The organism is Brenneria izadpanahii, from assembly GCF_017569925.1.
GTDB lineage: Bacteria > Pseudomonadota > Gammaproteobacteria > Enterobacterales > Enterobacteriaceae > Brenneria > Brenneria izadpanahii.
Window position 1 is genome coordinate 3059464 of sequence record NZ_CP050854.1, and the last position, 25961, is coordinate 3085424.

The 25961-nt window shown below is 50.0% G+C and carries 20 protein-coding genes, 2 tRNA genes and 2 pseudogenes; 20 read left to right on the forward strand and 4 right to left on the reverse strand.

Annotation, left to right across the window (positions count from 1 at the left end):
- The first annotated feature begins 43 nt into the window (after positions 1-43).
- Both HC231_RS13720 and yccS read left to right on the forward strand, forming a co-directional pair.
- Positions 44-490, forward strand: coding sequence for a YccF domain-containing protein (locus HC231_RS13720; protein ID WP_208227184.1), 447 nt, complete (start codon positions 44-46; stop codon positions 488-490).
- 20 nt (positions 491-510) lie between these two features.
- Positions 511-2649: a YccS family putative transporter gene (gene yccS, locus HC231_RS13725; protein WP_208227185.1), complete on the forward strand. Its 2139-nt coding sequence runs from the start codon at positions 511-513 to the stop codon at positions 2647-2649.
- 30 nt (positions 2650-2679) lie between these two features.
- On the opposite strand, the gene HC231_RS13730 is transcribed toward yccS, so the two are convergent.
- Positions 2680-3306, reverse strand: a complete 627-nt coding sequence (locus tag HC231_RS13730; RefSeq protein ID WP_208227186.1) for a TfoX/Sxy family DNA transformation protein — start codon at positions 3304-3306, stop codon at positions 2680-2682.
- 219 nt (positions 3307-3525) lie between these two features.
- Here HC231_RS13730 and sulA point away from each other — a divergent pair, with 219 nt between their 5' ends.
- Both sulA and ompA read left to right on the forward strand, forming a co-directional pair.
- Positions 3526-4032: an SOS-induced cell division inhibitor SulA gene (sulA, locus tag HC231_RS13735; RefSeq protein WP_208227187.1), complete on the forward strand. Its 507-nt coding sequence runs from the start codon at positions 3526-3528 to the stop codon at positions 4030-4032.
- A 364-nt stretch (positions 4033-4396) separates the two neighbouring features.
- Positions 4397-5473, forward strand: a complete 1077-nt coding sequence (gene ompA / locus HC231_RS13740) for a porin OmpA (protein WP_208227188.1) — start codon at positions 4397-4399, stop codon at positions 5471-5473.
- 81 nt (positions 5474-5554) lie between these two features.
- On the opposite strand, the gene matP is transcribed toward ompA, so the two are convergent.
- Positions 5555-6013: a macrodomain Ter protein MatP gene (gene matP / locus HC231_RS13745; RefSeq protein WP_208227189.1), complete on the reverse strand. Its 459-nt coding sequence runs from the start codon at positions 6011-6013 to the stop codon at positions 5555-5557.
- Positions 6014-6222: 209 nt separating this feature from the next.
- On the opposite strand from matP, the gene HC231_RS13750 reads away from it, so the two are divergent.
- Positions 6223-7950 (forward strand): AAA family ATPase, encoded by a 1728-nt coding sequence (locus HC231_RS13750; protein ID WP_208227190.1) that lies wholly within the window; start codon positions 6223-6225, stop codon positions 7948-7950.
- Between the two features lie 91 nt (positions 7951-8041).
- On the forward strand, positions 8042-8560 hold the full coding sequence (gene fabA / locus HC231_RS13755; RefSeq protein ID WP_208227191.1) for a bifunctional 3-hydroxydecanoyl-ACP dehydratase/trans-2-decenoyl-ACP isomerase: 519 nt from the start codon (positions 8042-8044) through the stop codon (positions 8558-8560).
- An 86-nt stretch (positions 8561-8646) separates the two neighbouring features.
- Here the strand turns inward: fabA and HC231_RS13760 are convergent, their stop codons facing one another.
- Positions 8647-9300: a tellurite resistance TerB family protein gene (locus HC231_RS13760; protein ID WP_208227192.1), complete on the reverse strand. Its 654-nt coding sequence runs from the start codon at positions 9298-9300 to the stop codon at positions 8647-8649.
- Positions 9301-9550: 250 nt separating this feature from the next.
- Between HC231_RS13760 and HC231_RS13765 the strand changes: the two genes are divergently transcribed.
- Complete coding sequence (locus tag HC231_RS13765; protein WP_208227193.1) at positions 9551-10189, forward strand: RpiB/LacA/LacB family sugar-phosphate isomerase; 639 nt, start codon at positions 9551-9553, stop codon at positions 10187-10189.
- A 227-nt stretch (positions 10190-10416) separates the two neighbouring features.
- Positions 10417-10506 (forward strand) — tRNA-Ser (locus tag HC231_RS13770).
- A gap of 141 nt (positions 10507-10647) precedes the next feature.
- Here HC231_RS13770 and yejK read toward each other — a convergent pair.
- Positions 10648-11657: pseudogene (yejK, locus tag HC231_RS13775) on the reverse strand (nucleoid-associated protein YejK).
- Between the two features lie 177 nt (positions 11658-11834).
- Here yejK and HC231_RS13780 point away from each other — a divergent pair.
- From HC231_RS13780 to HC231_RS13830, 12 genes and pseudogenes are all read left to right on the forward strand, one after another.
- Positions 11835-12065, forward strand: coding sequence for a YejL family protein (locus HC231_RS13780; protein WP_208227194.1), 231 nt, complete (start codon positions 11835-11837; stop codon positions 12063-12065).
- A 14-nt stretch (positions 12066-12079) separates the two neighbouring features.
- Positions 12080-13831, forward strand: coding sequence for an LPS biosynthesis-modulating metalloenzyme YejM (gene yejM, locus HC231_RS13785; protein WP_208227195.1), 1752 nt, complete (start codon positions 12080-12082; stop codon positions 13829-13831).
- A 78-nt stretch (positions 13832-13909) separates the two neighbouring features.
- Positions 13910-13986 (forward strand) — tRNA-Pro (locus HC231_RS13790).
- A gap of 181 nt (positions 13987-14167) precedes the next feature.
- A pseudogene (locus HC231_RS13795) lies at positions 14168-15457 on the forward strand (DUF927 domain-containing protein); the annotation flags it as partial.
- Positions 15458-16136: 679 nt separating this feature from the next.
- Positions 16137-17297 (forward strand): IS30 family transposase, encoded by a 1161-nt coding sequence (locus HC231_RS13800; protein ID WP_208227196.1) that lies wholly within the window; start codon positions 16137-16139, stop codon positions 17295-17297.
- Between the two features lie 134 nt (positions 17298-17431).
- Complete coding sequence (locus tag HC231_RS23995; protein WP_246494495.1) at positions 17432-17773, forward strand: hypothetical protein; 342 nt, start codon at positions 17432-17434, stop codon at positions 17771-17773.
- A gap of 126 nt (positions 17774-17899) precedes the next feature.
- Positions 17900-18265 (forward strand): GIY-YIG nuclease family protein, encoded by a 366-nt coding sequence (locus HC231_RS24000; RefSeq protein ID WP_246494497.1) that lies wholly within the window; start codon positions 17900-17902, stop codon positions 18263-18265.
- Between the two features lie 229 nt (positions 18266-18494).
- Positions 18495-22118, forward strand: coding sequence for a DEAD/DEAH box helicase (locus HC231_RS13810; protein WP_208227197.1), 3624 nt, complete (start codon positions 18495-18497; stop codon positions 22116-22118).
- A gap of 362 nt (positions 22119-22480) precedes the next feature.
- Complete coding sequence (locus HC231_RS13815; RefSeq protein ID WP_208227198.1) at positions 22481-24430, forward strand: SIR2 family protein; 1950 nt, start codon at positions 22481-22483, stop codon at positions 24428-24430.
- Positions 24431-24719: 289 nt separating this feature from the next.
- Positions 24720-24965: a type II toxin-antitoxin system RelB family antitoxin gene (relB, locus tag HC231_RS13820; protein WP_208227199.1), complete on the forward strand. Its 246-nt coding sequence runs from the start codon at positions 24720-24722 to the stop codon at positions 24963-24965.
- Positions 24955-25239, forward strand: a complete 285-nt coding sequence (locus HC231_RS13825; RefSeq protein ID WP_208227200.1) for a type II toxin-antitoxin system RelE/ParE family toxin — start codon at positions 24955-24957, stop codon at positions 25237-25239. The genes relB and HC231_RS13825 overlap by 11 nt, the downstream gene beginning before the upstream one ends.
- Positions 25240-25242: 3 nt before the next feature.
- Positions 25243-25542 carry a hypothetical protein gene (locus HC231_RS13830; RefSeq protein WP_208227201.1) on the forward strand — a complete coding sequence of 100 codons (300 nt, stop codon included), beginning with the start codon at positions 25243-25245 and terminating at the stop codon, positions 25540-25542.
- Positions 25543-25961: the final 419 nt, after the last annotated feature.

Consider the following 25961-nt stretch of genomic DNA (forward strand, 5'->3'; position numbering starts at 1 on the left):
TATCATCATAGAGTTTGCTTGTTCTGGAAACACTGGAGAATTTATGCGCGTCGTATTGAATATCCTTAATTTCGTGCTGGGAGGTTTTTTCACCACGTTATCCTGGCTCCTTGCTACGGTGGTAAGCGTACTGCTGATATTCACACTGCCGCTGACCCGCTCATGTTGGGAAATCACCAAATTGTCTTTTCTGCCTTATGGCAACGAAGCCATTCATGTTGATGAGCTACGCCCGGGTGGCAAAAATGCCATATTAAACGCCGGCGGCGCCGTGCTGAACATATTCTGGTTTATTTTCTTCGGCTGGTGGCTGTGCCTGTCGCACATTATCACCGGCATTGCGCAATGCATCACTATCATTGGTATTCCCGTAGGCATCGCCAATTTTAAAATCGCGGCCATTGCGCTGTGGCCGGTCGGTCGCCGCGTGGTATCGGTTGAGATGGCGCAGGCCGCCAGAGAAGAAAACGCCCGCCGACGCTTCCGTTAACAGAGCCAGAGGATATATCGTTGTTCGCGTTCACCCCCAGGATCCGCCGCTATATTTATAACAGCAGTTGGCTGTATAACATCCGCATATTTATCGCGCTTGCCGGTGCGGCAGCCGTTCCCTGGTGGCTGGGGCAGCCGACAGCGACAATTCCGCTTACGCTGGGCGTGGTCGCCGCCGCATTAACCGATCTTGACGATCGGCTAGCCGGACGATTGCGTAACCTGTTTATCACGCTGTTCTGTTTTCTCATTGCATCGGTTTCGATAGAACTGCTATTCCCCTATCCCTGGTTGTTTGGCATCGGGCTGGCGCTATCTACCTGGGGCTTCATCTTGCTCGGCGCGTTGGGACAACGCTATGCCACTATCGCCTTTGGCGCGCTGCTGATTGCGGTATACACCATGCTGGGGATCTCGCTTTATGATACCTGGTATCAACAACCCGTCATGTTGCTGATCGGCGCATTATGGTACAACCTGCTCACGCTCTTCGGGCATCTGATCTTTCCAATCCGACCGCTACAGGACAACCTGGCGCAATGTTATCAGCAGCTTGCCCGCTATCTTGACGCCAAAGCCAATCTATTCGATCCGGATCTCGAAGAGGAATCGGATCAGCCGTTGATTGAGGTCACCATGGTCAACAGCCAGGTGGTGGCCACCCTGAATCAGGCTAAATCGTCATTGCTGACCCGTCTGCGAGGCGATCGAGGTCAAAGAAGCACGCGCCGTACGCTGCATTACTACTTTGTTGCGCAGGACATTCATGAGCGAGCCAGTTCCTCCCATGTGAATTATTCGCAGCTACGTGAAAAATTCCGCTACAGCGATGTGCTGTTTCGTTTTCAACGGCTGCTTTCAATGCAGGCTCGCTCCTGCCAACAGCTAGCGCAATCCATTTTATTTCATCAGAAATATCAGCATGATAGCCGTATCGAGCATGCTTTCGTTCATCTTGAGTCGGCAATAACGCGCATTGCCGAAAGCAACAGCGCCGATTCTTCGCAAATCAAAGCATTGCAATACTTACTGAATAATCTGCGGGCGATCGATGCGCAATTATCAACCATTGAATCAGAGCAGACCATCGAGCAGGAAAACAATCCGGAAAATACCTTAGCCGATGACAAAATTACCGGCTGGAGCGATATTCGTTTGCGGATTAGTCGTCATCTGACGCCTCAATCGGCGCTGTTCCGCCATGCCGTCCGGATGTCGGTATTACTTTGCTGCGGTTACGCCTTCATTCAGCTTACAGGCATGCGGCATGGATATTGGATACTGCTAACCAGCCTGTTCGTCTGCCAACCCAACTATAACGCAACCCGACGTCGTCTGGCCCTGCGGGTCATAGGCACACTGACGGGGATTTTGCTGGGACTGCCCATTTTATATTTTGTGCCTTCCATTGAAGGACAATTGACGCTCATAGTGATTAGCGGCGTGTTGTTTTTCGCTTTTCGCCACGTGCAATATGCGCACGCCACCATGTTCATCACGCTGCTGGTGCTGTTGTGTTTCAATCTGCTGGGCGAGGGTTTTGAGGTCGCCGCGCCGCGCGTAATCGATACCTTACTCGGATGCGCCATCGCCTGGATAGCGGTCAGTTTTATCTGGCCGGACTGGCGTTTCCGCGGTCTACCGGCCGTTATCAATAAAACATTAAACGCCAATTGCCGCTACCTGAATGCAATTATGGATCAATACCATCAGGGCAAAGATAATAGCCTGACTTACCGTATCGCCCGACGCGATGCCCACAATTGCGATGCGGAATTAGCGTCGGTGGTTTCCAATATGTCGTCGGAACCGCACGCCATTCGAGATAAAATGGATAGCGCCTTCCGCCTGATGTGTCTCAATCACACCTTGCTCAGCTACATTTCCACACTGGGCGCTCATCGCGAAAAGATTTCATCGCCTGATATCCTGCAATTACTGGATGACGCGGTCCACTACGTTGAAGATGCGCTGCATCGCAATGAGGAAAAAGAAGAACTGAAAGTAAGTCAGGGATTGAACGCGATAACCAGCCGCATCCACTCCCTGTCAGCAGAGCCGGATAGCAAAGAACTATTGGTTCTTCAGCAGATCGGCTTGCTCATTGAACTATTGCCCGAACTTACTCAATTAAAAAACGACATGATTAAACTATAAAAAATAACCGGTCGGCGGAGAGGATTCGCATCAATGCTTGTGTCTTTTGAAAGAAGACACAACGTTGCTCTCATACCATTCCAACAGCTCATTACGAATACCATGCGGCAACGCCGCCTGATGCATGCCGCATATGGCGCCGGCCAGAGCCAGTAATATATTAACGCTCAGATTCGCACTGATCGTCCGTAATTTCAGATAACAGCCTTTGGCGCCATGCTGCTGTAATTCGTCAATATTCTTTATGCCTACCTTCCATAGTAAACGCTCCAGATCGTGATTGAGATTCGGTAAATCCTTTAAACGCACACACATGTTCTTCGCCGTTTTATCCTGCTGCGCCCCTGACAAAGACATACTGGCAAGGCGCAATAGTTGCGTATGGTTTCCCCATAGAGACGCATCGACAAGATAATAATTCAACGGAACCGGTACGCCCCGCTTGGTATAAATAAGATTGGGCATGTTGCGGCTACGAAAGTGAGGTTCATCTTTTTTGCTGGCGCGCAGATAGAGTTCGCCGCCCGATACCAGACCAAAAATAATTTTATTTGCCGCGATGCTGTAACCACCAAATTGGGAACGGGATGTTATATCCCCTAAAGATGCAAAACAAAGCTTAGACTGCAAAATCCTTTTTTCGCATAAATGTTTCATTACTGTGATCCTTAGTATTGAAATAATCTATCCCTGCTACTTGGAATATTCATAACAGGAGCAAGTAATTAATCACAGGGTAAAAGCGTCTTCAAACATAAAATGAGCTTGCTGCGCATTGTATGCCGAATATGCGAAGCGCTTTGAAAAAATCAGGTTGATTTTCATCCGCGCCAAGTATACTGTATATACATACAGCAAACTATGGGGAACCTCATTATGCGCACTCAACCACGCCGTTCTTACAACGCTCAACCGTCGCCGTTTTCCGGTAACCAATTAGCTACAACGTCTTCAGCGTCCTGTGGTGGAGTTATCAGCGAAATCGTTTATAACGCCGATCAACCCATAGTTGCGCATTTACTGCTTCCGCTTTTACAACAGCTGGGAGCACAATCACGCTGGTTGCTTTGGCTGTCCCCTCAGCAGAAACTCAGCCGTCCATGGCTACAGCAGTCCGGACTGCCGCTCGATAAAAGCGTTCAGTTGAATCACATCAATCCCCTATTCACGGTTGACGCCATGGAAAAAGCATTGCTGACAGGAAATTATAGTGCGGTATTATGCTGGTTACCGGAAGATTTGACTGAAGAAGAAAAGGTAAGATTACGCCGTGCGGCCCAATCGGGAAACACCTATGGCTTTATTATGAGACCAGAAAATACGAATCATGGCGCACATAGACTGTTTTCTAGCCTAAAAATTCACACAACATTGTATCATTAAGTAAATTCAGAATTTTCTCACCCGATTTGCGGAATAGCCAGAATATTTCCCGGTAGTGCTAGCTTTATCAAGCTCTTCGGATGTGTTTTTTTACAGTAGAAAACCCGTGATATCTGTCAAAACCATCTACTATTTGTTAGTAAGTATGTATGAATCGTTAATTTATCAATGATACGAATCACATCATACTTGTAACTTTCTCATCACGTTGTAGACTTTGACTCGCTGGAGTTGCTCTTTTATAACGCCAATATATTTGGCAGTGAGTAATAAATAAGGGCAAAGTCTCCTGTTAAAGGATTTTAACCAAAGGTCTATTAACCTTCCGCGTTAATTGCCGATTTGGATGATAATGAGGCGTAAAATGAAAAAAACAGCTATCGCAGTTGCAGTGGCACTGGCTGGCTTCGCTACCGTAGCCCAAGCCGCACCTAAAGATGACACCTGGTATGTCGGTGGCAAACTGGGTGTTTCCCAATTTCATGACACTGGTTTCTACGGAAACGGTTATGAAGGTATCAACAACAACCCAATCAAAAGCAAATTAGGCGCTGGTGCATTCCTGGGCTACCAAGCTAACCCTTATTTGGGTTTTGAACTGGGTTACGACTGGTTGGGCCGTATCAAATACGCCGGCTCAGCAACGTCAAACACTGACAGCGCCAGCTTCAAGGCTCAAGGCGTTCAACTGGCGGCTAAACTTAGCTACCCGGTACTGCCTGACCTGGACGTTTACACCCGTTTAGGCGGCATGATCTGGCGTGCGGATAGCAATGCTGGCGGTACTCGCAACCTGGACAACGATGACACCGGCGTTTCCCCGCTGGCTGCGGTCGGTGTTGAATACGCGTTCAACAAAAACTGGGCTACTCGCGTAGACTACCAGTGGGTTAGCAATATCGGTGACGCATCTACCGTTGGCGCACGTCCTGATAACATGCTGATGAGCGTTGGCTTGTCTTACCGCTTCGGTCAGGACGATTACGTTGCTCCGGCTCCGGCTCCGGCGCCAGCTCCGGCTCCAGTAGTTGAAACCAAACGTTTCACTCTGAAGTCTGACGTACTGTTCAACTTCAACAAATCCACTCTGAAAGCAGAAGGCCAGCAATCACTGGATCAACTGTACTCTCAGCTGAGCTCTCTCGACCCGAAAGACGGTTCAGTCGTGGTTCTGGGCTTCACCGACCGTTTAGGTTCCGAACAGTACAACCAGGCGCTGTCTGAAAAACGTGCTCAGACTGTTGTTGATTACCTGGTTTCCAAGGGTATCCCTTCAGACAAGATCTCTGCTCGCGGTCAAGGTAAATCCAACCCTGTTACCGGTTCTACCTGTGACAACGTAAGACCTCGCGCTGCATTGATCGACTGCCTGGCTCCCGATCGTCGCGTAGAGATCGAAGTTAGAGGCATCAAAGACGTGGTAACTCAGCCTCAGGCTTAAGTTTTATCCACAAAAAAACCTCGTTTCGGCGAGGTTTTTCTTTTTCTACTCATCGTGTTAACTGCAAATTCAGCCGATACCTTAACTGCTTCCCTTGTTCAAAATCGCCTTAAGATCCTGCTTAAGCAATGACATCTGGCTGGCGTATTTTTCTTTATATTCCGCATCTTCAATCAACTGCACAATGGTGTCCGACAACGTACTGCCGCGCCGCTGCGCTAATGCGGCCAGACGCTGCCAGACCAGAAACTCCAGATCGATAGATTTTTTACGGGTATGCTGATGCTCCGCGTTAAAATGGCGTTTACGCCGAGCCCGAATGGTTTGTTTCATGCGATTTTCCAGCGCGGGGTTCATGTATTGGTCAATCCATTCCAAGACCTTTACCGGCTGGTTTTCCATTTGCAGTAGCGCATTCACCGCTTCTTCCGCCTCGCTTAGCTCTAAGAAACGAGTGATAGCCTCGCCTTCACGGTGTTTTTTCACCAGATATTTCCATTTCCATCCGCACTCAAGATTTTCTAACTGTTGATATTTCATACTAATTTCTTCAGTGACCGTGTAACGTTGATATTAGCATAACAGTTTTTCCCTGATTTTCACCGTTCGCTGGTTATTTTTAAGACTATTTTTACACAAAACAAGCTAATTAGGAGAAGACCTTTTTTTATCATATGACTCTCCTCATGTGCAGCCAGCATTATTCTTGTATAATCACGCTTTTCCTTTAGACGACTACATTTGATACTTTGACCAGTAACCGACTTGCATGGCAGCACCTACTGCCCGACTATACGCCTTATCAAACCTTATTCGCCCAGGCCGCACAACTTACCCCCGCTGAATTCGCTGATATTCAGCCGCGTTTGGCCGACAGTTTGACGTTGTTTTGCCATCCGCGTTCACCCTCGCGTTTTATGCTGCTGAAGGCGTTGGAGGATAGCGAATACATGGCGCTGATAGAACGTGCCGTGAATGCCATAAGGCCTAAAACCGACGGCGTGTTCGGCAGTAAATATATTGTTGAAGGTTCCGCTGTGCGGGTTCAGCCAGCAACACAATCCACCGACAATTTCGCATCGCAGAGCGCCTGTGGCTATCAGGAGTGGATTGAACCTGAACAATTATTTGGCTGCGTGCGTTATTTTCAGCAGCAAGTGACCCTCACGCCTGGATTAATCCATAAAGTGAATGGCGGTACCTTGATTCTTACCGCCAGAGCATTACTGGCTCAACCATTACTGTGGTTACGTCTAAAGCAAATTATTACCGAAGGAGTATATCGTTGGATCTCTCCCGATGAGCGAACCCCGCTCCCCGTCGATATCCCGCCAATGCCGCTGGATGTGCGCTTAATCATACTGGGAGACCGGGAAAGTTTAGGGGATATTCATGATATCGAGCCTGAATTAAGCGATCGTTCGGTTTATGGCGAATTCGAAGCGCAGTTACAGCTTATTGAAGTCAAAGACATGGAGCGTTGGTGCACATACATCAACTCACTGTGCCTGGGAAATCATTTACCAAAGCTGTCCGCCGATGCTTGGCCTGAGTTTTTCAATCAGGCGGTACGTTACAGCGGAGATCAGGGCTTCCTGCCATTATGTCCGCTATGGCTGGGCCAACAGCTTAAATATGCCGCGCTATATGCACAAAGACAGGAAATCACCGCCCAGACGCTTATCGACGCCGCCGCAGCTCGTCTCTGGAGGGATGGCTATCTGCGCGAACGCATGCAGGATGAAATTGAACAGGGCCAGATACTGATCGAAACCGATGGTTATGTTATTGGACAGGTCAATGGGCTCTCAGTGCTAGATTATCCTGGCTACCCTATGATGTTTGGGGAACCAACGCGCATCAGCTGCGTCGTTCACCCTGGCGATGGCGAATTCACCGACGTCGAACGCAAAGCGGAACTTGGCGGAAATCTGCATGCCAAAGGTATGATGATCATGCAGGCATTTCTGATATCGGAGCTGGAGCTTGATCAACAGCTTCCGTTTTCCGCTTCTATCGTTTTTGAACAATCTTACGGTGAAGTGGACGGCGACAGCGCCTCACTGGCCGAGCTGTGCGCCTTAATCAGCGCCCTCGCCTTGCAGCCGATCAATCAGCAAATTGCCGTAACGGGTTCTGTCGATCAATTCGGCCACGTTCAGCCCATCGGTGGGGTAAATGAGAAGATTGAGGGCTTCTTTGAGGTATGCCGGCGCCGCGGTCTAACCGGTCAACAAGGGGTGGTTCTGCCGGCGGCAAATCTTCGCCACTTGTGTCTGCATGAAGACGTTATTGCTGCTGTCCGTAAGGAGCGGTTCCATCTGTTCCCGGTGGAAACAGCGCCGGAAGCAATATCATTACTGACAAATTTGGCATACGACGATGCTCATCAGCCTAATTTGTTGACGGCAATCCGTGAACGTATCGGACAATTAAATCCGCAGGAGCGGCGACGCTTTCCCTGGTTTTTCCGTTAGACAAACTGGTTTAACCAGATGTAACAGACTTGCTCAGCGTACATCTGTACGCTAACCTGCGTGCTTCACTAAAACAAGGCTTACAGAGAACATGGTAGATAAACGCGAATCCTATACAAAAGAAGACCTTCTTGCCTCCAGCCGTGGTGAACTATTTGGCCCTCAGGGACCACAGTTGCCGGCGCCCAATATGCTTATGATGGACCGGGTCGTAAAAATGACTGAAGACGGCGGCAGTCATGGAAAAGGCTATGTGGAAGCGGAACTGGATATCAACCCTGAGCTGTGGTTCTTTGGTTGTCATTTTATCGGCGATCCAGTGATGCCCGGCTGCCTTGGTCTGGATGCCATGTGGCAATTGGTCGGCTTCTATCTGGGCTGGCTGGGCGGTGAAGGAAAAGGCCGCGCGCTGGGCGTAGGCGAAGTTAAGTTCACCGGACAAGTATTGCCTACTGCGAAGAAGGTCACCTATCGCATTCACTTCAAACGAGTCATTAATCGTCGTTTGGTTATGGGGATCGCAGACGGTGAAGTATTGGTGGACGGGCACTTAATCTATACTGCCGATGAGCTGAAGGTCGGCTTATTTAAAGATACAAGCTCCTTCTAAACTTCACCGGTGGGCGAAAACCAGATGGCTTTCGCCCACGGTAACCACGATTCATCCTCCCTCCGGCACAAAGAACCGCGCTCCGCTTACTTTTGGTTATTCATCTCATTTGCGATCGACTGACGAACATCCTGGGGGATTTTTAGTGATGTCGCCAACGCGTCCAGATAACTTTTCTCCATGAAATGGTCGACATCAATTACCGCGCAACTGAGAAAATAAACCTCCAGCGCTTCCTCTTCATTCTTAACATCTCTGGCTAACAGTTCTGGATCTAATGGCTGCTCAATGGCGTCCTGTACCCAATGCTGAGCTTCATGACCCAATTGCAACTGTTGGATATTTTCATCAATCCTCTGCTTTTCTGAGGCATCAATATGGCCATCGCTTTTAGCTGCAAATACCAATGCCTGGATTAGACGCCGGGCGCGAACATTATCGGAAGATGACTGCACGCCAAACTGCGGATCGTCCTGGTGCGTATCCCGTACGCGTTTCTTGTACTGATTCCACAAAACAACGCCGGCAGCGGCGCTGCCGCCGATAATCAACGCGTTCTTGCCCAATGACCCCATGATTTTTCTAGCGGATTTATTCGACAACAATACGCCGGCAAGGCCGCCTAGCGCGGCTGGCTTTAACATATCGCCCAGATTACCGTTGCTGCCGCCTTGATGATTACCCTGCCTGGGGCTGCCAGAATTCAATAAACCCTGAATCTGTTGTATCCAATTATTCATTTATCACCTCAAGGAAATAGCGTTATAGGTATTTACGATCCATCCTTATAGTAGAACCTGAGAGGCGTTTTTTTGTCAGGTTATGTATATCAATGAAAAGTCTGGAAGCGTTTTTCATCCCGTTCTATGGGCTATGCCGCATTCTTTGACGTGACGATTTGCGCTTTATTTTTGAAACGGTATACTGAAATCAGTAAATTGAAATGCAGTTTTAAAAAATGTATTTGCTCGTCACAAAAAAGGAACGGACATGAAAATTGCTCTGATTAACGAAAACAGCCAGGCGGCTAAAAACGAACTGATAGCTGCAACCCTGACCAAAGTTGTTGAGCCGATGGGCCACACCGTTTTTAACTACGGCCAATATTCCGCTGACGATAGCGCACCGCTGACTTATGTACAGAATGGTATTCTGGCGGCCATTCTGCTGAACTCCGGCGCGGCTGATTACGTCGTTACCGGCTGTGGCACGGGCTCCGGCGCGATGCTGGCCTGTAACTCTTTCCCCGGCGTGATCTGCGGTCTGGTGGTTGATCCTTCCGATGGCTATCTGTTCGCACAGATCAACGACGGTAATGCGATCTCCCTGCCGTTCGCCAAAGGCTTTGGCTGGGGAGCTGAGCTGAATCTGCAATATATATTCGAAAAACTGCTCGAATGCGAAGGCGGTCAGGGTTACCCGCGCGAACGCGTTGTTTCCGAACAGCGTAACAAGAAGATTCTGGATGCGGTTAAAACGGTTGCCTACAAAGATCTGATCACCATCCTGAAGGGTATCGATCAGGAACTGCTGAAAGGCGCCATCAGCGGCCCTAAATTCCAGGAGTACTTCTTCGCCAACAGCAAAGATGAAGCGTTGAGCAGTTATATTAAAGGTTTGCTGGCCTAAAAAATGATATTAAAACATGCCGCAGGTCGTTTTACGATCTGCGGCTTTTTTATGCTCATCGCATGGGTTTCACACGGCAGACGGCGTAATTATCCCTTATCGCAGACCATGTTACCCCATTAGCGTTTAATGCTTGACCAGATGCGCCGAAACCATCAAATACTGCTTGACCGTCGTAAGGCGACTGCCTATAGTAGCGCCCCGTTGTCACTTACGCGGCAACCCCCGGTGAGGTGTCCGAGAGGCTGAAGGAGCACGCCTGGAAAGTGTGTATACGTGAAAACGTATCGAGGGTTCGAATCCCTCCCTCACCGCCATATAAAAGAAAACGCCCTTGACGCAAGTCAGGGGCGTTTTCTTTTATGCGTGATGGACGGTTGAGAAGCCTCGCCAGGGTTCGACAAAACGGCAGGATAGCCGTTTTGGACCGCCAACGGCGGCCCGCAAATCAATAAATGTTACGACTTATCGCCGGTTAAACGGCGCTGCAACTGGTCACGTAAATTCGGCGGTGTGCCTTTTATGGTCAAGGTATCGGTGGACGGATCCCAAAAAATACGCTCGCCCAGCAACAGCGCATCGAAATTCAAACTGATCCCCCGCCGCTGCCGGCGAATTTGGTCAATTGCCGTAACGTACTGCGATCGGCAGGAAAACTCTCTTCCAGCTCATATCCTTGTTCCGCTGAGAACTGCTGGAATGTTTTCTCACCCAGCGGCGGCAACTCTTGAGACAGCGCGGCCAATTCGATTTCCTCGCCCGATTGCAATTGCTCGTTGCAATAGCTGTAAACCTGTTGACGGTAACTCTGACGCTCACTTTTATCCAACTGCGCATCATCACAATACTCATCAACGGCTTTCAGCAGACCGCGGTTTTGCGCTTTGGTATCCAGCCCTTCAGAAGCCGCCAGGAAATCCATAAAGAAATCAGAAACCTTACGCCCTACCCGCCCTTTCAGAAAGGTCAGGTAGCGGGTTGATTCAGGATTAGTTTCCCATTCGGTCAAATCAATACGAGCGACGATATCCGCATGATTGATGTCCAGATAATGCGTGCTGCTGATATCGAGTTGCTCATTAACCCGCATACTGCTACAGCTATTGAGAACCGCAACCAGCAAATACTCAACGGCCAGATAACGGTACTGGCAAAATAAAACTATGCCGCCTTCGGCAAAGGGATATTTGGCCAATTCATCACGCAAACGTCCGGTGGCCGCGCGCGTGAACTCCAGAAAGCCCTCATCGCCTTTACGGCAGGCTCTGAGCGCATCCGCCAGTTCACTTTGCTCATTAAACAGACCATAAGCTTTACTCTTGGCGCTATAGATACGATGCAATTCGGCCATCATTTCTTCCACTGTCGCATTGGTCGACAGCAAAGAATCACGCAACACCATTTCCAGCGTTTGCTCGTCGCGTTTAATTAACTGATGCAGGGCAATCTGGTCGATATCCAGACTCATGATAAACTCTCCTTTTGGCAAGGAACGTATTCAAACACCGAACCGATATACCTGCAACCCAAAAGCCGCGCTTCACTGCGTGTAAACACACAACCAGTCTAAAATGATAAAAGTGCGGAAAAGGCCGAGCCTATACGGTAAGATATGTGACTTTAACAGCTTGAGATACGCTATTTTATGCCACAATCATCCCGTTACAGTGACGAACACGTTGAACTACTGCTGTCCGATCTGGTCAACGTCCTGGAAAAGCATCATGCGCCAACCGATCTTGCTTTAATGGTTCTGGGCAATATGGTGACTAACCTGATTAATACCAGCGTCGCCCCTGCTCAACGTCAGGTTCTGGCGCATTCTTTTGCCGAAGCATTGCAGGCTTCAATTAAAAAAGCAGATAAAGCTCACTAATTTTTGACCAACTTATGGTAACCAACAGTCAGCGCTACCGTGAAAAAGTTTCCCAGATGATTAGCTGGGGACACTGGTTCGCATTGTTTAACATTTTGCTCAGTTTGGGGCTGGGTAGCCGCTATCTGTTTGTCGTCGACTGGCCTTCCTCGCTGTTCGGCAGAATTTATGCGTTGGTCAGTTGGCTCGGGCATTTCAGCTTTATCGGATTTGCCGTTTATCTACTGATCATTTTCCCGCTGACCTTTATTGTCATGTCTCAGCGATTGCTGCGTTTTCTTTCCGCAGCGCTGGCGACCGCCGGGCTAACGTTGCTGCTGGTCGATATTGAAGTTTTCACGCGTTTTCACCTTCACCTCAACACCACCGTCTGGGAGTTAGTCGTCAACCCGGATCAAAGTGAACTTGCCCGCGATTGGCAGCTTATGTTTATCGGCATCCCGCTTATCTTTATGGTGGAAATGCTGTTCGGCACCTGGTGTTGGCAGAAGCTGCGAAGCCTTAACCGCCGCAGTTTCGGCAAACCTTTAGCCGGCGTTTTCATTTCGGCTTTTTTCGCCTCGCATCTGATGTACATCTGGGCCGACGCGAACTTCTACCGACCGATTACCATGCAGCGGGCCAATCTTCCCTTGTCTTACCCCATGACCGCGCGCCGCTTTCTGGAAAAACATGGTCTACTTGACGCGCAAGAATATCAGCGCCGCCTGGCGCAGCAGGGAAATCCTGAAGCGATGACGGTGGAATACCCGCTGAACGACATTACATTCCGCGACAGCGGCAGCGGGTATAATCTGCTGGTCATCGTAATTGATGACGTCCCGTTCGATAGCATCCCAACCGGTATGCCGAACCTGACGCGTTTTGCCGATCAAAATATCCGCTTTAGCGATCACTATGATTCAGGCACGCAGCCCAATTCCGGGTTGTTTAATCTTTTCTATGGGATCTCAACAACGTACATGGATGGTATTTTGAGCGCCCGTAAACCTTCCGCGCTGATAACGGCGCTAAGCCAGCAAGGCTATCAATTCGGGCTGTTCTCCACCAATGGTTTTGATGCTCCGCTTTATCGACAGGCGTTATTGTCTGACATTTCGCTCCCGGCGCCTCAGGAACAGAGCGACGAAGCGATTACCTCGCAATGGCGACAATGGGTGGATAACGATAGCAACACCGCGCCCTGGTTCTCTTATATTGAGCTGAACAGCGCGTTATCAAATGAGAAAAGCGGAAAACTCTCCACCCAGCGCGACAATCCGGATCTCCAGAATATCGATCGCCAGGTGAGCCGGATTATCAATACGCTGCAAGAGAAAAATATACTGGATAAAACCGTGGTCGTTGTTACGACCATGCAAAAAAGCCTGCCCACCAGCGATCAGGCGGAGGTATTCCGCCGTTCGCTATGGCAAACGCCGCTTATTATTCACTGGCCGGATACGCCGGCGCAGACGATTAATAAGATGACGGATAATAAAGACGTCATGACCACGCTGATGCAGCGTTTACTGCACGTTAATAATACGGCGGACGATTATTCTCAGGGCGAGGATCTGTTTTCCGCCCAGCGGCGTAACAACTGGTTGGCAAATGGCAATGGCGGCGATTTGATGATTACCACGCCAGAGAACATCATTATTTTGGAAAATAATGGAAATTATCGTGCCTACGATCGGAACGGTCGTCGATTAAGCAGTGAAAAACCTCAGCTTGCCCTGCTTTTACAAGTGCTAACGAATGAAAGACGCTTTATTGCCAACTAACTGCCTAAATCTAAAGCAGTCGTTCAGTTTAGCTATTGCAATCAGGACAATAAAAGGTAGTATAAGCGCCCATAGCATCGGCACGTAGCGCAGCCTGGTAGCGCACCGTCATGGGGTGTCGGGGGTCGGAGGTTCAAATCCTCTCGTGCCGACCAAATTCCCCAAGAAAACCAACCTTTTACGGTTGGTTTTTTTTCGTCTGGATTTCACCGGGGGAATTATGGGGGAATAACCCCGTCATAAAATCAGGGATGGGAAAATGAAAATAATCAATTATCACGGAACGACGAAACGACGATCTGCGTACTCGACGATGACGACATGCTAACGGCATGCCCTGCAGGGCCGTATATCGGCACACCGACAATTCCCGTTTTGTTCAACGGTAAATCGGGTGCGGCTAAAGGTTATGCAACCAGCGGAACGGCGCAAAGCTGGCGCGAAAACGTAGCGACACTGGCACAAGGTAATCCCTCCATGATGTTAGGGATCGCCTGCACCTTTGCCGCGCCGCTCATCGGGCTGGTGAGCGTAGACGGATTCGGCGTTCATCTGTTTGGCGGTTCATCTGCGGGCAAAACCACCACCGGCAATATCGCCTCTTCCGTCTATGGCGATCCTAACGCGCTTAAACTGACGTGGTATTCCACCGCGCTGGGGCTGGTGAACGAAGCCGCCGCCCACAATGACGGTTTTATGCCGTTGGATGAAATCGGGCAAGGCAGCAATCGCAAAGCTGTGGCCGATGCAGCCTACGCGCTATTTAACGGTGTTGGCAAAATTCAGGGAGCCAGAGAAGGCGGCAACCGAGAGCTAAAACGCTGGCGGGCAATGGCGTTCAGTACCGGCGAGATCGATCTGGAAAGCTATATCCGCGCTGACGGTGGGCGAGTGAATGCAGGTCAATTGGTTCGCTTGCTGAATGTCCCGATCACCAAGGCAACGGTATTTCATGGCTATCAGGATGGAAAAGCCCATGCCGACGCGATCCGGGATGCCAGCAACGCCCATTATGGTGCGGTTGGTCGAGCGTGGATCGCCCACCTTGCCAGCAAGAAAGAAAACGCGCTGGCAACCTACCGCGAAACAGAGCGGCGCTGGTTGACACTGTTACCCGCTGACGCCAGCGAACAAGTACGGCGTGTAGCATCACGTTTTGCGGTACTGGAAGCCGCTTTATTACTTTCTGCCTCTTTTACCGGCTGGACGGCACAGGAATGCCACGATGCGTTACAACACAGCTTCTATGCCTGGGTAAATGAATTTGGCATGGGCAACCGTGAAGCCAAAGTCTGGGTAGAACAGGCCGACGCCTTTTTGCACCAGTTTGGCTACAGCCGTTATTTACCGCACCCCAACCCTGATCCACGCGATTTACCCATCAAGGATCTGGCAGGCTATCGGGTGAAAAAACCAGGAGCCGATACGCTGGTGTTTCACACCTTCCCCGCCGTATTCAATAACGAGATTGCCGCTGGTGCCAATGCCGCTGCGTTTGCGCAGGTGTTAGCCGATGCTGGAATGCTGGATAAACCCGCCAAAGGCATCACACGTAAATCATTACGCATTGACGGCAAACAGCCGCGTTTTGTGGTGCTCATGACGCTCGACGATGAAAAAGAGTAGGTCGCGCGTAAGGTAAAATAAGGTCGGTTCAGTCGGTTCATTATTTTAATACATTGATTTATGGGTATTTTTATTTGAATAGTGAATCGACCATGAACCGACTTTAGCCATTTTGAACCGACCTAGCCAAGCGTCCTTTTTCTGGCTGGCTTGGTGAACCGACTTTCACACCGCGTGAACCTACCCATAGGTCGGTTCAATTTTGAAAATAATTACCCTATCTATCAATCAGTTGACTCCGCGAACCGACTGAACCTACCGAACCGACTCACTTTTGCTTATCTAAAAGAATTTTGCACACACAAAAATCATAACCGGGTAACGCACTGCGCAGTGAGAAAGTGCGCAAAACGAAACTGAACGGCTACGGTAAAATTCGCAATTGGTATGGCACAATGGCAATCTCTGCGAACCACGCTGTAAGCCGCACCACGCCTGATTTTATTCAATTTGAAATCAATTTCATGACGGGCGCGCATGTATCGAAATGTTATGGTTTTTTGCGCAGTCGGCGCAGCGGGAGAAGGTATGGGGAGTTTGCTTGAAATGGTAAATTGGGAATAGTGTTGATCGGTGGTCGAGTAAAACAATACAGAGACTGGCTCAGCTCGACAGTCTGCTATGTGCTGTGAGTTCAACTGGTCGATGCAACGCTATCTTAATCAAGGGGGACGTTGCCATGAAACGAAGAACTCGGATTAACTACACGCCAGAACAGAAAGCGATTATCTGGGACAGATATAAGCAAGGTGATTCCTTGCATGATATCGCCAGAATGTTCGACAGATACCATTCTTCTATCATGCCCACTATCTACCAGACTGGTGGATACCGTCCTCCTGTCCGAAAGCGGCACCGGTTAGCCCTTTCGCTTGATGAACGAGAGGAGATATCCAGAGGGCTGGTAGCAAAACGTAGCATCAGGGACATCGCTGACAAATTATCAAGAGCCCCCTCAACGATTAGCTGCGAGATCAAGAGGCATGGAGGTGCAAAACAATACCGTGCAGCAAAAGCGGATACTGCTGCGTGGGAAAGTGCTCTGAGACCAAAACATTGCAAGCTAATTGAAAGCCCCACATTGTGTAAAATCATTGCAGAGAAGATGCATCAGGACTGGTCGCCGGAACAAATCGCCGGTTGGCTGAAACGCTGTTATCCGGATAATCAGGAAATGCATGTGTCACACGAAACGATTTATAAAACGCTTTTTATACAAACCCGGGGAGCATTAAAAAAAGAACTGCAGCAATGCCTCAGAAGCGGAAGATCAGTGCGTAGATCCAGAACGTCATCGCTTAAAGGGAAAGGATTAGGGTCAATCCCGGATGCGATACCTATCAGCGAAAGGCCACCTGAAGCCGCAGACAGAGCCATACCGGGTCACTGGGAAGGTGACCTGATCCAGGGCTCGAAAAACTCCTATATCGTCACCCTCGTAGAACGCCATTCCCGCTTTGTTATGCTGGCCAAAATCAGGGACAACAAGACCATAACTGTTATATCTGCACTCATCAAACAAGCCCGAGAATTACCTGTTGAGCTTTATAAAACATTAACATGGGATCGTGGGGCTGAAATGACCAGCCACACCCGATTTACTGTAGCGACAGACATTCAGATTTATTTCTGTGATCCTCAATCTCCTTGGCAACGTGGCTCAAATGAAAATACGAACAGATTGCTCAGACAATATTTTCCAAAAGGAACTGACTTATCGGTTCACGGCCAGCAAAGACTTAACAGTGTTGCCAGACAGCTCAACGAAAGGCCGAGAAAAACGCTAGACTATGAATCACCCGCAGAGCGGTTCAATAAGTGTGTTGCATCCATCGGTTGAACTCACAGCCAACAGCGGACGTTGCTAACATGGAGCCATACAAATTTACGGACAATAAATCATAGGAATGCAAGCATGTGACATAAAGTCATGGTAAAGAGTCAATAACTCAACTTCCATACTAAGGAGCGATATTGAAGCTTTTTGATTATCTAAGGATGGTGTTTCCGGATCTGACCCCGGAAACCACCAAAGTCCACCTTGCGCAAATGAATGACTACAAAGAGGATCCGCTCGTTAAATTTAGAGAAGGGACTTTTGACGATTGGCAGTGCTGGCAGAAACGGCTGGAATTTAGTCGCAGGTATGTCGTTTCACTGCTCAGGCTCCCGGGGACAGAAACTTGGCTATTTACGGGCGTATTTCAGCAAAAGGGGCACACGGGAAAGCAAATCTATCCTAACCGTGAGGAGCTATATTATCAGTACGACCTTCAGAAAATCCTTGAGACTGAAGAATACGCGGGGCGGATGTAGATCAACTTTAAAAATACGGCCCGCAACTTTATTCGCCGTGGTGAAAATATTCAGAACGAATTGATTGTTAGCGCTATCTCTCCGGTACGGCTGACGTTCGGCGAATTTCCAGGTTACCGCAACGTCGTGCTGGATAGAAACAGTATTGGGGCAATCCTCAGACTTAATCTACAATCCTGGCGCACAGCACTATCCGTGGTTAAAGGCATCTATGTATTAACCGATCGAGATGGAGGAAAACTCTACGTTGGGAAAGCTGATGGAAGTGAGGGGATTTGGGGACGATGGGAATATTATTTTGGTTCCGGGCATGGCGGCAATGTAGGACTAAAGGAAGCTTTCGGAACTGGCGATGAAAATCGGCTACAGAATATCTCTTTCGCGATCCTTGAAGTCATAGATCCGAATGCCGAAAACGATGAAATTGACCGCCGCGAAACACACTGGAAACAAATCCTACTGTCACGGGAGTTTGGTCATAACCGGAACTAAGGAGTCTGCGAAAGAGCTCATTTGGAACCTGTACACCATGCTATGCCTATGCCTTTTCTCAGAAGCGGCCGTCCAGACGGTCGCCGTTCTTTTAGCCGTCCGCTCATAGCTAAACTGTCTAAGATATCTCGGGGCAGCTACGTGCCAGGAGCGGAAGTTAACAGTTTTAGAAATCAAGCTAATTAGCATAAAATCTCTCAACTGATGGGATATGGAGCAGCAGAAATAAATGACGACAAGGCAGTATGCGCAAAAATCAATCTTCGATCTGGAAGTAATCTTCGAGCGGTCGCGCAACAACGCTAGTGAACTTGAACGGCTGTTGAACGAGCTGACCTTTCGCAACACTGCCAAGGCGCGGACGCTGACGACTAAAATCGAGCAAGCCCTAACCGCACTTAGCGGTCGCAGCGTGGTCTCCATGTCGGGTTCCAGTCCATCAGCGCGTCATCCTGGTTCGGCGTCCACGCAATCTTCCCAAGTTGTGCCCCGCGATGCGCCCGCAACGGTAGTGCAACTGCGACCGAAGGCTACTCTAGACCCTGTCATGCGACAGCAATTCGGCAACGACCAGATCGACCCAGGTCCGCTCCCGTCTTTCTCTCCGTCAGGTAAGGCGAATGATGCGCGCGCGATACTGGCAGCATGGACAGCCCTCGAAGCACTGTCGCCTCAAGGCTATAAGCGCCCAGAAGATATGGCAACCGGCGACCGCTCCAGGGTTGCCCTATTAGAGCGAGGCGTTCCATGGGGACCAAATGCCCGCAGTAAGCCCAACCATAGGCTTTATTTCGAAGTCGTCCTCGGCGCCATCGCTCTCGACAAGGCGACGGACGAACTGGTCAAGGTCTTTGGCGAGGACGAGGAGCGTTCACGCCCGGACGGCAAAAAAGCGGCCATCGGCTCGATCCTGATCGACAAGGAAGGCTATGTGCTTGAGGACAACGGCGTCGCCGTTTCCAGTTTTGCCTGGGCGCTCAAGCCGGCACTCGATCTGAAGCTCGGGAGCTTAGGGGCTTGGCCGAAAGTAGAGCTGCGCATTATCGAGCGTCTGGATCGGATGGTTCGCCGCCACAACGAGGATGGAGAACCCATACCGATCGATCTGGATGCCGTTCTTAACGCTCATAGATGGCTTGTGTCGCAGTTTGGTGTGCCCGAGCATTTGGTTGAACCACCCACATTCGTACTCAAGGTGTTTCATCATTTCAAGGCCAAGGCGCCTCCTGAGCCTTCGTTGCTGAATTCCTTCTATCTTGAAGATCTCGGCGAAGCAGCGGAATTGATCGAGGCGGGCAAAGCCGGAACCGGTTTGCGGCGCTACATGGGAATTGGCAGGCCTGACCAGAAAATCGACGTGCTGTCGCCCGTTTCCGCAGTCGAGCCGTTCGTCGCACCGTCGCTCATGCCGCAGGCTCGTTGGCCTTCGCAAGGCGGCCATCCATTGGTGTTGCTTCAACAGGCCGCCGTGAATGCAGCGCGTGCTGAGCTGATTGATGCTCCGGGTATCATCGGCGTCAATGGGCCGCCGGGAACCGGAAAGACCACTCTTCTCCGGGATATCGTCGTTGGTTGCATTCTTGATCGGGCCACTGCGATGTCCGGCTTCAACAAACCGCAGGATGCCTTTTCCACAACAGGCGAGAAGCTGGCATTCGGCTCCAATGCCTTCCTGCACTTCTACAGGTTACATGAATCCTTGAAGGGTCATGAGATCGTCGTAGCGTCCTCCAATAACAAAGCGGTCGAAAACGTCAGCAAAGAGCTTCCCCTCAAGGAAGCCAATGGTCGCCATGAACAGATCGCCTACTTCCGGTCCATCAGCGACCTGATCGCGAACCCCAAACGCGCCGGCTATTTCGAAGCCGAGGGCGACACCCTCTCCGATCCTATCGAAACCTGGGGATTGATCGCCGCCGCGCTCGGCAAGAGCAGCAACCGAGGCGCGTTCCAGCAGGGTTTCTGGTGGAATGAGGACGGCGGTTTTCTTACCTACCTGAAAGCAGCTCGCGGCATGAACGTCATGCGTGAGATCAAGGACGAACGAACTGGCGCAATCATTGATCGCGTGATGCCCAGCGTGGTCGTCAATGAGCGGCCCAGCACCAACGAAGCGGACGCTGCTGCGGCTTGGCGGAAAGCGCGAACCGCATTCCTTAAACTCAAGGAGACGGTGGACGCCGAAATCACCAGCATCGAAGGGATGCGCCGGAATATCCGGGCGCTTAAGGGGGCGACCACCGAACTTCAAAGGCTGAAACAGCTTCGTCCGAACCTGGATGAAGTCGTCGAACAGGCACGCCAGATTGATGAATCCTGCCATCGGGAGCAGGAGAAGGCAAAGTCACAGGTCGAGCGGGACAAGACCTTGCTCGATAGCCATCTTGCTGGCCGTCCGGGTTTCTTCTCCCGCTTGTTCGGGACTGCGGCCTGGAAATCGTGGAGATCGACACTGCAGAAGCTCTCGGCAACCTTGCAGCAATCAGCCCTACGGGCGCAGGTTGCGGACGGCGCCCTGGAGCTTGCAAGGACTGAGTGGAGCAATGCTCAGTCCCAGTTACAGCAACTCGACCATGAAATTTCCAGCAGATGGCAGGCAGTCTCGGAATTGAAGGCGACCGCGGCGCAGGCACGAAACCGCATGGGCGACAGAGTCGTTGACGAGCTATTCTTCGAGCGCGAGCACGAGGCTATCCACCTGACGGCGCCATGGCTTCCCGATGAGGTTCATCGCCTGCGTGAGGATCTGTTCGCCGCCGCCTTGGCGGTGCATAAAGCGTTCATCGATGCTTCGGCCAGCCGCTTGCAACACAATCTTGGGCTATTGATGTCGGGCATGGTGGCTGGCGCCTTCCAGTCTCCCGCTCACCGTGGACTTCTCCCCGATCTTTGGTCGAGCCTTTTCATGGTGGTGCCGACTGTGTCCACGACGTTCGCCTCTGTCCGGACGATGTTCGGGGATCTGCCACCAGAGAGTATTGGCTGGCTTCTGGTCGATGAAGCGGGCCAGGCCGTTCCTCAGGCGGCAGTTGGAGCGATCATGCGGGCAAAGCGCTCCATCGTGGTGGGTGACCCGTTGCAGATCCCACCTGTGGTTTCGCTTCCCGAGAAGCTGAACGCCGAAATCTGCAAGTTCTTCGACATTGACCAGATCGAATGGTCTGCCCCCGCTGCATCTACGCAGACCCTTGCGGATCAGGCATCGCGCTTCAAATCCACCTTCGTCACGGACGTAGGTGATCGAGAGGTCGGGCTGCCACTCCTCGTTCACAGGCGCTGCCAGAACCCAATGTTCGATGTCTCTAACTCCATCGCCTATGCCGGGCAGATGGTCCATGCTGTCGGGCCTAAAAGGCCTGGGCCTATCGGCTCGGCGTTGGGGCGATCTCGCTGGATCGACGTCAATGGCGATGCCGAGACGAAGTGGTGCCCCGACGAGGGCGACGCGGTTGTACGAATGCTCAAAGAGCTGGCTGTATCGGGCATTACAAATCCGGACGTCTTTATCATCACACCATTCAAGATCGTAGAGCAGAAAATGCGTCGGCGTCTCGACAGTGAGACAGATCTGCTGCGGGCGTTCGGCGTAAAGCTGGATGAATGGAGCCGTGATCGTGTAGGCACGATCCACACGTTCCAGGGCCGAGAGGCGGACACGGTCATCCTGCTGCTGGGGGCGCCGAAAGCGAGTCAGCAAAGGGCACGTCAGTGGGCGGCGAGCCCGCCAAACATTATCAATGTGGCCGTCTCACGCGCCAAGCAAAACCTCTATGTGGTCGGCTCGGCTGCTGCATGGGCGGGGGCGGGAACTAGTCTGCAGGTCCTGCAGCGGCAATTGGCGCAATCAGCCTGACAATCTCCGAGGCGGCACTCATTGTTGAGGGCACATCGCAACTAATCTTCAACTTACCTCAGTAACGGGCCGACCGCTATGTGCCAGGAGCGGGACATCACGGACATTAAACCGCGTTAGGCCTGAAATTTCAAAGCATATGGTTCATTTAGGGGATACTGACATCAGCATCGGAGAGGCGAGTTTATTCCCCCTGTGGTAATAATAAAGTGAAAAGCAAAGCTGAGTGTCAGCGGCTATACACTTTGAATATTAGTTATCGAATTTAAAGACTACACAATTATTGCGCTCTATTTGTCAATTTGAATTACCAGAAAAATTAAGGCATTAATAGCACATCTAAGCAGCCCAGAGGGAAAACTATGGAGATGGATGACTGGTGGTTTGGTTGGAAGGGGTTCACGCCCGAGCTGCCCTGCCCTGGCAAGGTTGTATTGATGGTTGGTGCGGGAATTTCGATAGAGCCCCCGACGCAACTACCTGGAGGAAACGCTCTAACTGAAGCACTGCTCGACCATTTACTAGACAACGACGCGGCTTCTGAAATAAAAACGGTGTTTAGCCAATGTGAACAGTGGATGGGACGACACCTGCCGCGCTTAGAACATGTGCTTGATAAAGCGTTTGAACCTTCAACCATTGAAGGCGTTGAGCGTAGCGGTTCCGCGCGGGAACTGTTGCGTATATTTTCAAACCGTCCTCCGAATGCGAATCACCATCTGATTGCCGATTACCTGCTTGAGCACCATGGCTGGTGTATTACCACTAATTTTGATGATTGTATCGAACAGGCTAGTCACTATCAGATACCTGTGCATGTAATCGATCCTGATACCAAAGCCTTTGACATCCTGCATCGAGAATACGGCGAAGACTGGGGTATTATCAAGGTACACGGCACCATAGAGCATGGCTGCTCTGGGCTAGGCGCAACGCTTGCAGACCTAGAACACGGACTGCCGGAGGTGATCAAAACGTTGCTCGAACAGGTAACCGTTCAGGCAGATTTAATGGTGGTAGCAGGCTACAGCGGTACCGACCATTTTGACATTAATCATTGGATCCGTGAGCGCTGGAATGGAGATCGTTCGACCCGTTTGGTATGGATTGGTCACAGCTTGAAAGTGGAGGAAGAGTTCTGGCAACCCGACGATCAGGAAAATCGCGAACCGAGAGTCTATTGGCAAGGAGCCTTTTGCGGTATGAAGATTCAATACGGGCCAACGGCAGAACTATTGACCACCTTACTTGGAATTCCTAGTAGAACTTTAGCCCACACGGGAGAGGGTAATGATTGGTGGCGAACTGCGCTAGCTGAATATTACATCCCGACGGAGAAAGAAAAGTACCTTACCGGTACACGCCTGGCCAGCTCTATGGGTCTTGGCCAACTAGCCGAGGAGCAACTCCGCTATTTGAAGCGCCGTTTGGAGAACGACAATTTGTTAGTGCCTTTTGAAGCTGAGATTTACTACTCCCGGGGTTTTATTGCCGGGGCGCTATTGGTACAAAACTATCTAAAATCCCCTCACGAAAAAGCCAGAAAAGTGAACCGTACAGGCCTAATTCGCGCTAAAGATAAACCGGCAAAAGCGCTTTTATTTTATCTTGCGCGGTGGTTAAGGAGCCCACTCCAACTCTCACTTGATGAGCAAATCGACGCGTTTGGCTGTCTACTCGATATCGCTGAACGGAGGCAAAAATGGCGACTCTGGCAAAGTAAACCTTTGCGACGTCTCAACGAAAAGATATGCATCGTTTTCCGTCGGTATTTCATGAAGCTTGAGAATACTAAGCTGCCTCTGTATCTGTATGGAAGGATACAAATGCAGTCCATTCGCATGGGCACTTTGTTTTACGACGAAGAGGTTTTCCCCTTTGGAGAAGTCTGGAATTTACTATACCGCGAGAGCAGTCCGCCGAGTTTTTATACCCCGTACGGTCCGGCAATCCCTGGTTTTTATCTTACTGAACGCAGCACTGCCCGTGAAGAAGATCGCATAGCAGACTTGGTGCTGGCCAATATTAATTACGTCAATATCCTGCTTTCCGCTCTGCGGCGTCGCTGGCCTAAAGGCAGCAAAAGTGTATTCAAGGAAAGGCAGTTGAGGGAGGGGTATTTGGATTCGGGAGACTATGTTGTTACATATATCGTGCGACTATTAGATGAAAGCTTCCAGATCGTCAGCGCCCTGAATGCACCGCATTTGCAGATCCATATAGCCAGAGCATGGATTAGGGCGGACAGCATTTTAGGCGGTATTGAATATTGGAAACAGCAGCGGCTTTATCTTGGTACTCCCCATCGCTGAAGAGCACTTAGGTGTAAGTGGACATTCTACCCGGTTTTCCCACTATGTCTTTTACTTTGCCATTATCATTGATTTTACGGCAAAGCAGGCTGATGTGACCTGCCGCCATTGCCCAAGCATTCGATGTAAGTATGCACTCTGAATTCCGCTCCTCGCTCTTAACAGACGCCAGCGGCTAATCCATACCTGCATAGAGAACAACATCCCAAATACCATTTAGTAGCCGCTTGCCTCTCTTGCTCGCGATAACTACAATGTATACAAAACACACAATGTAGTGAGGTGGCGTATGGGTGTCATGTCCGTTCGATTAAATGATGAAACAACCGCGCAGCTTGATGCGCTGGCTAAAGCCACAGGACGTACTCGCTCTTTTCTGGCCGGACAAGCCATTGAAGACTATCTTGCGCGAGAAGCTTGGCAGATTGCAGAGATCGAGCAAGCCATAAAAGAAGCCGATGCGGATGATTTTGTCTCATCAGATGAGATGAACAATCTGTTTAAAAAGTTAGGTACGGCAAGACATGGAAATTAAATGGCTGCGTAAAGCCGCAGCCAATTTGGAAGCCGAGTACCGCTATATCGCGCAAGATGATCCACAAGCTGCCAGCCAGTTCGTAAATGAAGTCCAACGGTTAACGGAATTACTACCGCAACAGCCAGCAATCGGAAAACCTGGCCGTGTGCTGGGAACGCGTGAACTGGTGTTAACTCACTATCCCTACATCATCCCCTACCGCGTGAAAGATAATATGATCCAGATTCTACGCGTCTTTCATACGCACAGACGTTTACCATCAAAATGGTGACTCATGAAAAAAATAAAATCAGCATGGCTCATTACGTGGGAATGGTTTGGTGAACATGCGAAAGTCGATAATGAAAAAAGAATTGTTTCCATTGTAAATTACAGAAAGTCACATAAATATATTTATGATTTAGTTGGTAATTTATACACCAGTCATACCGCCTCAGTATCAGAAAAACTTACATTTGCTGCGAATAGTAAGAAAACAATCTATCCCCCATATTACTTTGCTAAAAATGGCATCACCTATGCCGATATCATCCATTGCGGTGATAATCCTTTCTTATATGCTCGTCGAGATTAAAAATCTTATGATTGATGAAAAATCACCTGATAACGCCTTGATTTGGGAAGAGTTTCCCATCCCAGATTAATACTAATTGCTGCCACCTATGACAGCCTTCAATCAACACGCATGCTATTAGATGCTCTTTGATATTAACATTTCTGAATTATTACGATCGATTATAACTTAATGCTCAACGCCAATTGACACTCACGAATTCATGAAAGACGATAAAAAACATAGCCAACAATCAAGATCGTCCGGCTGGGGCGGGAAACGTGTCGGTGCTGGCGCGCCAGTCGGTAACACCAATGCGGTGAAACATGGAGAACACAGCCGAAGGGCATTCTTTCCTTTGGTGGGTGAATAATGGGCGATTCTCGCCACTGCAATTGCTACGAGTAAGAAATCTGCTCCCGGCTGAACGTGTCGGCGAG